Origin of the sequence: Ferrimonas senticii DSM 18821 (genome assembly GCF_000422665.1) — a bacterium.
Classification (GTDB): domain Bacteria; phylum Pseudomonadota; class Gammaproteobacteria; order Enterobacterales; family Shewanellaceae; genus Ferrimonas; species Ferrimonas senticii.
Genome location: NZ_AUGM01000025.1, coordinates 26126 through 38149 on the forward strand (window position 1 = coordinate 26126; position 12024 = coordinate 38149).

Consider the following 12024-nt stretch of genomic DNA (forward strand, 5'->3'; position numbering starts at 1 on the left):
TTTGCTAGGTAACTTAAGCGGTTATTGGAACAACTTATCCTGATCGACCACGCTGGCGCGGTAGCCGACTTTATGTAGGCGATAGGATTGCACCTGCAATTCAACCATCACCTCTTGGCTGCCGCGTTTTACCTCGTTGACGTAGTGGATTGGCAGGCGGGTCTTATCAAATAGCCCCGCCGAGGCCGAGTGGATCTGATACGTATCGGTCTCTGGACGGTAGAACACGTTGGAGGTAACGTGTGAGTACCAGTCGTAACCGCGCTCTTTACCGTACTGCCAGGTTTGCTGCACGGTCATATCCTGTTCGTTGATCTGGTACTCAACTGCACGGGAATACTTCATAAACGGCAGTGACGGCTGGGTCATATGGCGCGCATCGCCGTTATCGAACACGCTTAAACTGCCAATTTCTGGGTTGTAGTAGGCGGTATGCTGGGTGTAGCTGAAATCAAAATCGGTGCCGCGACACTCACCTTTGACGTTACAGTCCAGTTTGTTGCCCGCGGCGTCTACTGGAGTCAGCAGTTTGCTGGCCCACGGTTGCTGCCAACCTTGGGAGTTACCCAAAATCCACTTCACCTGCTTGTCTCGGCCAATTTTAATCGCGGTGGCTTGGTGGCGTGGCGAGATGATGATTGAGTCATCTTCGGCGATGTATTGCACCGAGTTAATGTGCAGCCAGTTACGACCTGGGCCTACCCCGGGGATATCACCGTAGGGTTGCTTGTCGAGCTCCTCCTTGGTCATCACCTCACCGGCTTTATCGACGTTGACGTTCATGCACACCGCCCCTTGGTCCATGGCGATCAGCATCGCGTCACGAAATGGGTCGAGAATCTTGTTCATGTCCCACTCTTCGACCACTTGGCCACTTGGGGTCATCTCAATCACGATATCACGGACGGTAGTCACCAGCCGGCCGTTATCGAGCGGGTAATCCTCTTTGGCGACCCGCACCAACAGGTTGCCATTTGGCATCTCATCGATGTCGTGGGAGTGATCCACATAGCCCTGCGGCAACAGAATGTTCCACTGGATCTTACCGAGCATATCGAACTTAAACACCCGCTGACCTTTGCCAACAATAAAGCTGCCATCTGCGGTCTGATGGAAACCGTTCATGTCGCCCATGTAGGTACCATCGGTGCGGGAGTGGAAGTTGGCCGGATCCATCACCCAGCGCACATCGCCATTGGTATCGCTGATCCATTTTAGCGGGGTGGAATCCCACACCTGACCACCTTGGCTCTTGCGCCAGCGCTCGTTGTAAGCGTTGTTGTGGTTATAGTCCAACAGGTACAACCGCTGTTCAAAGCCTTTGGCCACCTTCGCCGCAGTCACTTTTGGCAGGATCTCAGTCTGGCCCTCGCCCACCGGCAGATCGATGCCACCAGTCAGTACCTTGTAGGTCTCGTTGATACGCTCGCCGTTTAAGCTGTACTCAACATCCACCAAGTTGAGGTGGTTAGGGTACAAACCAAACACCGGAATGCCATCGTGTGTTAGCAGACTGGTGCGACCCACTGGATAGCTAATGTCCACCCCCTTGTCACCCTTACCGCGCACAGTTACGGTGATGTCGGTCGGCTCCAAGCTCATCCGTTTGATCACCGCCGCCAGCGGCGCATTGCCGTAAGGATTAACGTTTACCGTCCCCAGCCGCCCTTGGGCCGGTAGATAGGTTTTAAATGCGGAAACCGATTGAGTATCGGGCAGGCCAAAAGCATTTGCCTGAACAGCAGCAGGGGCAGTTAGCGCTAGGCTAATCGCCAACATCACAAGGTTACGCTTGGTCATTTTCGGTGTGGACGTTATTAAACACTGACATCAGCTTACTCCTTGTCGGATAAGCCGAGGGCGGCAGGTGCCAATTTTGCGCTGCCGCTCACTGCTTGCAATTAAAGTGGCAGGCCCGCTGAACTAAATCGCTGACGAATATCCAGCAAGCGATAGTCACCGGCCGCAATGGCGGCGTCCAACTGGCTAATAAGCTCTGGCGATAGCTGGATGATCGCTTGCCCCAGTTCCGAATCCTCGGCAACCCGTCGCGATGCCTGCCACAGCAATTGCGCCGCCAAGGCCAGATCGCATTGCGGCAGTTCGCCCTCAAAGTGCGCCAGTGCCAATTCGAACATCGCCCGCGGCAGTTGCCCATACTCAATGGCTTGCTGATACAACTCGGCCGCCCGTTGCGGATCTAACGCCACCCCATCACCATCCAGATGTCGCTGCGCCAGATCGGCCAGCGCTTCAGGGTAGTGCTGCTTGGCTGAATGGCTTAACCAGCCGAGACCAGCCTGTTGATCGACGTCGCCACCCTCACCCGCCAGCAGCATCACCGCCAGTTGATATTGCGCGTGAGGATAGCCCGCCTGTGCGCCCATTTGTGCGTATTCACGGGCTTTTGGGTAATCCGGTTGGCCGAGTACCCCTTGATAATAAAGCACCGCCAAATTGGCCATCGCTTCCGGTTGTTCTTGCTCTGCCGCGGCACTGAGGTAGTGCTGCGCCAATTCTGGATTAAGATCAAAACCGTGGCTGCCGGTCAGGTAGAAGTAGCCCAGCAACGCCATCGCATCGGCATTCGCTTGTTCGGCCGCTTCACTGATCCGCTGCAACGCCTGAGTTTCGTCCAGTTCACCGTGATAGCCATGCAGCAGCGCGACGCCATGTTCAAATCGAGCCCCAGCATGACGACTGGCGGCACGGCCAAACCAGTAAGCCGCTTGCACCAGTTCGTCATTGATCTGCGCCTCTGGCTGCATGTCATTGGCTTCGGCAAAAGATTGCGCTTGCTGCTGTCGTGCAACCGAACGCGCCTTCAGCGACAGTCCCACCAAATACTGCGCTTCGGCGTCGTCTTCCATAATGGCGCGGTAACACAGCTCGCGACCGACCTCTTGATCGACCGCTTCAAACTGAAATTCCGGCACCGGCTGATCCAGTAGCAGCGGGTAAAATTCGGCGCACAGATTGGCGCACTGCTGGACGCTGTATTTGGCCAAGTCCACCAATTGGGTTGGCGATAGCTGATATTTTTCCGGGTGGGCGCCCTTGTTGCCGTCGTTGCGCAGCTTGTGCAGCTTGCGCGCCAAACGCATGTCGATCTTGCGGGTTTTCCCCAGCTGATCGATGCGGTCGTAGAGGTTTTTCGAGCGAAACTCGAGCTGCAGATGAGCCCCGATCTGTTCCACCAAACGGTGAGCGACACTGCGCAGATGCACCAGCGCGTAGGTCGGCACATCCAAGCAGTAGTTGCGAGCCAACAGGTAGTCATCCAGCAACTGCCGGTTCAGCTGTTTGATCAGCGCGGTATCGTTCATCGGGATCTCTATTTAGGTGGTTACTTCGCCATGTTGCCTACATCTGTTCGAGCTAAGGCACGGATCAATGCCCGCTGGGCGCGGCGGTCGAGTCGATAATGCCATACCAGATACAACATCGGCAGCAGCAACAGCACCGGCCAGAAAATAAAGCCTAGCTGCAAACCTAGCGCGGCATCGGCATCAACCGCTTGCTTAGCATCAAAACCAAACGCCGCCGCTATCGCCAGCGCCACCGCAGCACCGGCCCCCTGATTGAGCTTGATCACCAGCGCTTGAATGGCAAACAGAGTGGCGCCACGATCTTTGCCGGTGCGCCAGCGGTCATAATCGATCAGATCCGCCATCATCGATGGCAGTAACAACGCCGCCAAGCCGATGCTGGCACCGATGGCGGTCATCCCCAGTTGCATCTGCCAGCGGGCGTTGTCACCGGCTTCAATGGTGCTGAGCAGCAGCAAGAAGATCAGCGTCATCGCTCCAGATAGCGCCCAGCAATGGTGCTTCTCAACCCGTTTTAGCAGCAGTGCCCACAATGGCATCGACGCCATCATCATCAGTGTCATTGGCATCGCCACCATGGCGATGTGATCCCCGAGATCCAGATAATGGCTGGCGTAGATCACAAACATCCCGGAGATCCCGCCGGTGGCGAGACCAAACAGCACCTGCACCGCAATAAAATGGCGCAGCAGCGGCAGTTGTCGCCACAGTTGCCACAGATCCGCCAGCTGCGGCCGTTGCCGAGTTAACGGGTATTCCGGCACCGTGCGCCACAACAACCACAAGTTAATTGGCAGGCCGACAATCACCACCCACGCCAGCACATTAAATACCGCTGGGGTAAAACGGTTGGCCCCCAGCAGGATCATCGGCATCGCCATAAACAAGATGCCACCGGCAAAGCCGATCATCTGTCGCCACAGCACCACCCGATTGCGCTGTTGATAATCATCGGAGATCGCCGCCGCTAAGGTACTGTGGGGGATCTCCACCAGCGTCCAACCGAGGCTGGTGAGCAGATACCACAGCAGCAGGTAGCTGAAACCGGCATCCTGCGGCGGTTGGTAGAGCGGATAGACCGACGCCAGCAACAACAGCACCCCGGCAATCATCAGCGGTTTGCGCTTGCCTAAACGGTCGCTCAATAGACCAATCAACGGATCGGTAACGCCATCGAATAGCCGCATCAGCAGCATTACCGTCGCCAAGGAGGCGGCACTGACCGCGCTGTATTCCAGATAGTAGTTGGGCAGGATGGCCGCGGTCGGCGACATCAGCATCGACAGCGGCAAATTGATCAGGCTGAACAGGATCAGCCGTGGGGTGGTTATGGTTTTCATCGAGGGCAAAGCGGTTGTTAGTTATCAGTAAATCGTGTGCAGTCAGCGCAACAGCAGTCACCTTACCACGGGGCAGGGGTACCGCTGTTGCTCTAATCACTGCCAACTAATCACTACTGACTACCAACTGACTCTACCCTAATGCTGGGGTGCGCGGTGGCACCATCCGCTTGCTGCCCAGCGCCTCGAAACCGCCAGCGTAGCGCAGCAGGTTGTTATCGTCGTAAGCGCGACCGGCGAAGGTCAGTCCCACCGGCATGCCAATGTCGGCCATGATCCCCATCGGTACGGTGACGGTAGGCACGCCTAAGTGGCGGATCGCCAAGTTGCCGTTGGCCACCCAAATGCCGTTGCTCCAAGCGATGTCTGCCGAAGCCGGATTAACGTGGGAGTCCGCCGGGGCAACGTCGGCCACGGTTGGGAACAGCACCGCATCCAGCTTGAGATCATCCAGCCAATCTTCCAGATCCAACTTACGGGTTTGCTCTAACCCGCGCAGACCGTCAGGAATGCTGTCGATCTGATCGAACGCCTTGAGGCCGCGCTTGGCCATATTGACGTACTCTTCCATTCCCGCCGCCAAGTCGCCTTCGCGGTTCGGCAAAGTGCCCAGATCGTGCGGGAAGATGTGCCAACCGTTAACGTCCGCCAGCTTGTTGAGCTTGGGATCGTTGTTGGCCTGCAAAAATTGATCAAACGCCCAGCCTGATAGCTCCCACAGTTCATCCTGCATAAACTGCTCAGACACGATGCCACGGTTAAACACCGTTGGTGCACCCGGACGATCGCCTTCGCAGTTGGACACCAGCGGGAAGTCGACCTCAACCACCTCGGCGCCGGCGGCTTCCAGCTCCGCTCGCGCCGCTTGCCACAGGGCAATCACGCTGGCACGGGTGTTAATTCGTTGGCCGGTCGGGCCACCAATACCCGGATTGTCGCTGGTGCCAGCCAGTTCATCTTGGTTGATGAACATCTTTGGCACCCCAAAGCGTTTGCCCTTAAGGCTGTCCGCCTGCGGTGCCAGTTCTAGGTAAGAGTGTGGACGCACTTCGGAGGATTTCGGGATCGCCACCCAAGGCTGCATCCGCCACAGATCGCCATTGCTGATCGGATCGTCTGCCACCATCACATCCAGCACTTCCAGCATATCCGCCATGGTGCGGGTGTAAGGCACCACTACATCCATGGTCGGGGTTAGCGGCCAGTTGCCGCGCACCGAGATCACCCCACGAGATGGAGTGTAAGCGCACAAGCCGTTGTTGGAGGCTGGGCCACGACCGCTAGACCAGGTCTCTTCCGCCAAGCCAAAGGCGGAGAAACTGGCAGCGGTGCCGGTGCCAGCGCCATTAGAGGAGCCGGAGGCAAACGGTGCGGTCAGGTAGTCGCCGTTGTATGGGCTTTCGGCACGGCCGTAGTGGCCACGCTGCATGCCACCATTGGCCATCGGCGGCATGTTGGTTTTGCCCAAGCAGATCGCCCCAGCGGCGCGCAGCCGTTCAACCGAAAAGGCATCGTACTGCGCCATCAGATCTTTAAAGGCTGGGCTGCCGGAAGCGGCGGTCATTCCCTTGACCAGATAGCTGTCTTTGGCGGTGTAGGGAATGCCATCCAGCGGCCCCAAGGTCTCACCACGGGCACGGCGGGCGTCAGAGGCTTGCGCTTCTTGAAGCGCCTCGGCGTTACGCACCACCACCGCATTTAGCTTGGTGGCGGTGGCTGGGCCATCGTAGGCATCCATTCGGGCAAAGTAAGCTTGCACCAACTCTACCGCAGTGGTGCGACCGGATTGCAGTGCCTCGCGCAGCTCGGCAATGGAGACTTCAGTAACTTCAAACATGGCTAGGGATATTTTCGAAATCAGGAACCTAAACAGCGGATATGGCTGCCAAATTATTAGCGGCAGTATAGGGCAATCCGCGCCGAGGTGAAGTCCGGCGGCGGTAACCATGAGTTACCGCACAGCCGATTGATGTTGTAGAGAGAAAAAAGCCTGAGAACCGCTTCTCGGCTACCGCCATCGCGCCCTACTCGGCGGCATCCTGCATGATGCTGCCACCCTCGGCGGTGGCCAGTTGCGCCAGCTCTTTGTCGATCAGATACAAGCTGGCGCCGTCGTTGCCGACCAGTTCAATTTTATCCAGCACCCCTTTGAACAGCTTTTCCTCTTCATGCTGCTCCGCCACGTACCACTGCAAGAAGTTAAAGGTCGAATAGTCTTGATTGGCAAAAGCGGTATGGGCCAGATCGTTAATTTTGCGGGTGATCAGCTGCTCGTGCTCAAAGGTTTTGACGAACACATCGTGCAGCGATTCAAACTGTGAATCCGGCGCGGCGATGGCCCCCAACAGCGGCATTCCGCCCGCTTCAGAGACATAGGTAAATAGCCGACGCATGTGCTCCATCTCTTCATCGGCGTGGGCTCGCAGAAACTCGGCCGCGCCTTCAAAGCCTTTGTCCTCGCACCAGGCGCTCATCTGCAGATACAGGTTAGAGGAGAAAAATTCGAGATTTATCTGTTCATTAAGACGGGCCGTCATTGCCGCAGACAACATGGTGAAACTCCTTGTAGTAGTGTCCACAACATGGTGCAACGAGCAGTTTTTAAGCACAACCCTGACGCTAGCCAAGGATTACGCCAAATCAAAAGCGCGGCAGATAATTACCCGAGGTTCGCCACCATCAGCAGCAGCGGTTGTTTGCGGCTATAGGCCAAATGGCGGGCGGCGATCGGCGCTGGCACGTCCGCCGACTCACGGAAGCCAGCGGTTTGGTAAAGGTGGCGCAGATGGGGATAGGGAAAACACCAGATCGGTTCAGCAAACTCAGCGCCAGCAAAATCCAGCAGCATCGACGCTAGCCCTTGCTGACGATGGTCGGGATCCACCAACAGCGCTCGCAGCAACCAATAGCCCTCGCAGGGGGTTAGTCGCAACACCGCGGCAATCACAGCAACGCCACTGGCGCTCGACCGTCGCAGCACGGCGATGCGCTCATCACCGCGAGCCTGCTCTTTACTGCCGCAACGGCGATAAAACGCCGTTGCCAACGGCGCCTGCTCGGCGCTAAGCCAGTGGCACTGCAGCATCGTCGGTTTAGCTCATCGCCGCTTTAACGTACAGATCGAAACGGTTTTTCTTGGTGGCGATCACTGTGCTGGGCTTCTTACCCGCCAGATCTTCAGCGTAATCCGGGCGCTTAACCACCACTCGCTTGCTGGCCAACGCCAACGCCGGTGCCAACAAACCATCGGCATCCAGATCGGCGCCCACCAGTTGCTGGAATACCCGCATCTCTTTTTTCACCAATGCTGATTTAGCCCGGTGCGGGTACATCGGATCCAGATACACCACCTCCGGTTGGGTCGGCAAATTCGACAACTCAGCGATGCTGTTGCCGTGGTGCAGTCGCAGCCGCTGTTGTACCCATGGGCCGATTTCGGCATCGGCGTAAGCCCGGCGAAGGCCATCTTCTAAGAGCGCCGCCACCACTGGATGACGTTCCACCATCAACACCTCGCAGCCAAGGCTGGCGAGTACAAAGGCATCACGCCCCAGACCGGCGGTGCCATCGACCACGGTAGGCGAGACGCCGCCTTTGAGGCCAACCGCTTTGGCGATCGCTTGACCGCGGCCACCACCGAATTTACGACGGTGGGCCACCGCGCCGCTGATCAGATCGACCTCAATCGCGCCCAATTTCGGTTCATCACGCAAAAACAGGCGCAGGCGATCTTGCTCGATGGTCAGGCGGAAATCAGCATCGTCAGCGTGCTGCAACTGCCAACGGGCAGCGATATCGGCAAGCTGTTGCGGCTGTTCAGAGGCGGGATCAAGGTAGATGGCAATCATGCTGGAGTTTCACAAAATTCAAGTGCGCGGAGGGTAAACCCAATTGTGGCATAGCGCCAGTCAGCACCGCGGCTAGAAAGCAAAAAGGGGCTGGCAACGGCCACCCCCTTTGGCAAACTCAACGACAATCGCGCTTACGCGACGTCGCTAAGCAGCAAACCTTCCAATAACTGCTGATTTTGACTCAGCATCTCGAAGCAGCGCTGCTGCCAGTTGCTATGGCCAATCACAATCCCGGCTTGCAACAATACCGCCTGCAACGCATCCATCATCATGGTTTCGTCTTGCAGCATTTTTACCGGCGATAAGGTTTGTCGTGACGACTGCAACTGCACGCCGATCATCAACGCCCGAGCGGTTTCCAGCAGTCGCTCCAAGGCACCATCTTCTAGGCTAAACTCACCGGCCTCACGCCCTTGCTGTAGGATCCGCATTAAGCTGTGCTGCAGTTCATGGCTGGCGGTACGCAGCCCGACTTGGCGCTGATCGGCGGCGCGGCACCACAATTCGGTGTAGTTCACTAGCATCTCGAGTTGCGCCAACACATCATCTTGGGCAAGACGACGACGTTCAGACAACAAAATCACGATAAAGCGTTCGGCGGCACTCATCGGCATCTGCTCAACCAGCTCAAACCATTGATTACGACGAACCATTGCCAACTGTACCAAGGCCGCCATCATGTCCTCTTTACTAAGAAAGTGGCCATAAAGGGTACCAACTGAGCACTCGGCAACCCGTGCCACATCGGCCATCCGAAAATCCAATGCGCCTTTATTCCGAGCGGTATTCAATGCCGCCGCTAAAATACGACGCTCGCGTGACTTGAACAGTTCCGACTTGTTCATAGTGGAATTACTCCTTTAATCCGAACGTGAGTTTTATCTGGCCGCAACTGAATATTTGTTGGCAGACCATCAACAGCACAGATCAAATCAAATTCGGTTCAGCTCCACTGTGGCACCGGTCACACCGAAAGAAGATTTTATATTTCTGACTCAGTCATTTAGCTGGTTTATCCACAAAAAAACAAACGCAAATCAATCGCAAAGAAAAATCGAAATCGAACAATAAATGACTAAAAAGGCAGAAAAAAAGCGGCTTTTTTACCTCGCTTGCGAATTGGCTTTTTGTTTTTTTGATTAAAAGATGACGAACGGTTATTAGCTGTAGGCAATCTCTTACATGTTATTTATCGATTCGCCATTAAGTCGTTGTTACCTGGCGGATTTAAAAAATAATATTCTAATAGCAAAAAAATAACGCCCCAGTAAACACTGAGGCGTTATCCAATTGCGTGTTAGCTATGCCTGACGGTTAGGGCTAGTTGCCAATGCCACTGTGACGCAGCAAGGCATCGGTGCTTGGTTCACGACCACGGAACGCGACAAACAGGTTCATCGGTTCATCCGAGCCGCCGCGCTCAAGAATGTGCTTGGCAAAATCAGCCCCAGCCACCGGCGAGAAGATCCCCTCCTCTTCAAAGCGACTAAAGGCATCCGCCGACAACACTTCCGCCCACTTATAGCTGTAGTACCCCGCCGCGTAACCGCCGGCAAAAATATGGCTAAAGCTGTGCTGGAACCGGTTTTGTGGCACCACTGGCACCACGGTGACTTGGCTACGGACCTGATCCAGCACCTGCTGTACCCAATCGGCGTTGTCTGGCTGGTATTCCAAGTGCATGCGGAAATCGAACAACGAGAACTCCAACTGGCGCAGCATCATCATCGCGCTTTGGTAGTTCTTAGCCGCCAGCATCTTATCCAGCATCACTTGCGGCAGCGGCTCGCCCGTTTCAAAGTGACCGGAGATCTGCGCCAGCGCCTCGGCTTCCCAGCACCAGTTTTCGAGGAACTGACTTGGCAGTTCGACCGCATCCCATGGCACACCATTAATGCCGGCAACGCCAGCGGCGTCGACGCGAGTCAGCATATGATGAATGCCGTGACCAAATTCGTGGAACAGGGTCACCACTTCATCATGGGTGAACAGCGCTGGGGCATCACCGACCGGCGCGTTGAAGTTGCAGGTCAGGTAGGCCACTGGCTTTTGCAGTTGGCCATCGGCCTTGATGCGACGGCCTTGGCAATCGTCCATCCAAGCACCGCCGCGCTTGTTACGACGGGCGTACAGATCCAGATAGAAGCTACCGCGAACGCTGCCGTCGGCTTCCAAGATATCGAAGAAGCGCACGTCCTGATGCCACAGATCAACGCCCTGACGTTCAGCCACTTGCACGCCGAACAGGCGCTCAACGGTGTAGAACAGGCCGGACAACACTTTGTCTTCTGGGAAGTATGGCTTCAGTGCCTCGTCGGAGATCTCATACAGATCTTGCTTTTGCTTCTCGGCAAAGTAGGTCACGTCCCACGGCTGCAGATCGTGATGGCCGAACTTGTCCGCCGCGTACGCTGCCAAGGTTTTAAACTCTTGCTGGCCTTGGGCTTTCGATGCCAACGCCAATTCGTTTAAGAAGCTAACCACCTGCTCTGGGGTTTGTGCCATCTTGGTTGCCAACGATTTATCGGCATAGGTGGCAAAGCCCAGCAGCTGGGCCAGTTCATGGCGCAGCGCTAAGGTTTCCTGCATCAGCGGAGTGTTATCGAACTGACCGGCATGCGGGCCTTGATCGGAACCGCGGCTGGTGAACGCGGTGTAAGCCTCTTTACGCAGCTCTGCGTCATCGGCGTAGGTCATCACCGCCAAGTAGGATGGGAATTCCAGCGTCAGCAGGTAACCATCCAGCTCGCGCTGCTGTGCGGCTTGCTCGGCCGCAGCAATGGCGTAGGACGGCAGACCTTTAAGGGCGGCAACGTCGTCAATCTGTTTAGTCCAAGCGTTGGTGGCATCCAGCACGTTATTGGCAAACTGGCTGGAGAGATCCGACAAACGGCTAACGATTTCGCCGTAGCGCTTCTGTTTCTCATCATCCAAGCCGATGCCGGACAATTCAAAGTCACGCAGTGAGTCGGTAATCACCTTCTGCTGAGCGCCCGTCAGCGCCGCAAAGCCCTCGCCGTCGGCCAGTTCTTTATAGGCTTGGTACAAGCCTTTGTGCTGACCCAGCCAAGTGCTGTATTCCGACAAGGCTGGCAGGCAAGCGTCGTGCGCCGCGCGCCACTCATCGTTACTGACCACTGAATTCATGTGGCTGACTGGACTCCACAGCCGTGACAGCTGATCTTCCGCCTCATCGATTGGGGTCACCAGATTATCCCAATGCCAAGGGCCACCGGCCGCCAGCGTCTGTTCAACGGTATTGCGGCAGTGCTCGAGCGCCGCTTCGACCGCCGGTTGAATGTGTTCGGCACGGATCTTGGAAAATTCCGGTAACTCGGCAAGGCTCAGCAATGGGTTCGACATATAGGCTCCTTGGCACATCGGTATCTAATGCAAATGCTTAACTTAGGGTGGGGGCAGCTAGTGAGGCTTTCAAGCTCAGAGCCGTTGTCAGTTGTCAGTTGTCAGTTGTCAGTTGTCAGTTGTCAGTTGTCAGTTGTCAGT

Annotated in this window: 9 protein-coding genes; all 9 read right to left on the reverse strand. The window is 56.1% G+C overall.

From position 1 onward, the window contains the following. Positions 1-21: 21 nt before the first annotated feature. Positions 22-1800, reverse strand: a complete 1779-nt coding sequence (locus tag G506_RS0112630) for an aryl-sulfate sulfotransferase (RefSeq protein ID WP_035387329.1) — start codon at positions 1798-1800, stop codon at positions 22-24. A gap of 101 nt (positions 1801-1901) precedes the next feature. Further along, entirely contained in the window at positions 1902-3326 is a 1425-nt protein-coding gene (locus G506_RS0112635; protein ID WP_035387330.1) for a DUF4145 domain-containing protein, read from the reverse strand. A gap of 20 nt (positions 3327-3346) precedes the next feature. Continuing rightward, the gene (locus G506_RS0112640; RefSeq protein ID WP_028117184.1) at positions 3347-4669 is read right to left on the reverse strand and encodes an MFS transporter; all 1323 of its coding nucleotides are present in this window, start codon (positions 4667-4669) and stop codon (positions 3347-3349) included. Between the two features lie 133 nt (positions 4670-4802). Continuing rightward, positions 4803-6506, reverse strand: coding sequence for an amidase (locus G506_RS0112645; protein WP_028117185.1), 1704 nt, complete (start codon positions 6504-6506; stop codon positions 4803-4805). A gap of 187 nt (positions 6507-6693) precedes the next feature. Continuing rightward, positions 6694-7221, reverse strand: coding sequence for a non-heme ferritin (gene ftnA, locus G506_RS0112650; RefSeq protein WP_028117186.1), 528 nt, complete (start codon positions 7219-7221; stop codon positions 6694-6696). Positions 7222-7328: 107 nt separating this feature from the next. Further along, complete coding sequence (locus G506_RS20485; RefSeq protein WP_051202110.1) at positions 7329-7754, reverse strand: GNAT family N-acetyltransferase; 426 nt, start codon at positions 7752-7754, stop codon at positions 7329-7331. Positions 7755-7761: 7 nt separating this feature from the next. Continuing rightward, the gene (locus G506_RS0112660; protein ID WP_028117187.1) at positions 7762-8517 is read right to left on the reverse strand and encodes a class I SAM-dependent methyltransferase; all 756 of its coding nucleotides are present in this window, start codon (positions 8515-8517) and stop codon (positions 7762-7764) included. A gap of 134 nt (positions 8518-8651) precedes the next feature. Further along, the gene (locus G506_RS0112665) at positions 8652-9365 is read right to left on the reverse strand and encodes a TetR/AcrR family transcriptional regulator (RefSeq protein WP_028117188.1); all 714 of its coding nucleotides are present in this window, start codon (positions 9363-9365) and stop codon (positions 8652-8654) included. Positions 9366-9840: 475 nt separating this feature from the next. Beyond that, positions 9841-11883, reverse strand: a complete 2043-nt coding sequence (prlC, locus tag G506_RS0112670) for an oligopeptidase A (RefSeq protein WP_028117189.1) — start codon at positions 11881-11883, stop codon at positions 9841-9843. Between the last annotated feature and the right edge of the window lie 141 nt (positions 11884-12024).

Coding starts and splice junctions, on each gene's coding strand:
- G506_RS0112630 (WP_035387329.1), bottom strand. CDS start 1,800: ATGACCAAGCGTAACCTTGTGATGTTGGCGATTAGCCTAGCGCTAACT.
- G506_RS0112635 (WP_035387330.1), bottom strand. CDS start 3,326: ATGAACGATACCGCGCTGATCAAACAGCTGAACCGGCAGTTGCTGGAT.
- G506_RS0112640 (WP_028117184.1), bottom strand. CDS start 4,669: ATGAAAACCATAACCACCCCACGGCTGATCCTGTTCAGCCTGATCAAT.
- G506_RS0112645 (WP_028117185.1), bottom strand. CDS start 6,506: ATGTTTGAAGTTACTGAAGTCTCCATTGCCGAGCTGCGCGAGGCACTG.
- ftnA (WP_028117186.1), bottom strand. CDS start 7,221: ATGTTGTCTGCGGCAATGACGGCCCGTCTTAATGAACAGATAAATCTC.
- G506_RS20485 (WP_051202110.1), bottom strand. CDS start 7,754: ATGCTGCAGTGCCACTGGCTTAGCGCCGAGCAGGCGCCGTTGGCAACG.
- G506_RS0112660 (WP_028117187.1), bottom strand. CDS start 8,517: ATGATTGCCATCTACCTTGATCCCGCCTCTGAACAGCCGCAACAGCTT.
- G506_RS0112665 (WP_028117188.1), bottom strand. CDS start 9,365: ATGAACAAGTCGGAACTGTTCAAGTCACGCGAGCGTCGTATTTTAGCG.
- prlC (WP_028117189.1), bottom strand. CDS start 11,883: ATGTCGAACCCATTGCTGAGCCTTGCCGAGTTACCGGAATTTTCCAAG.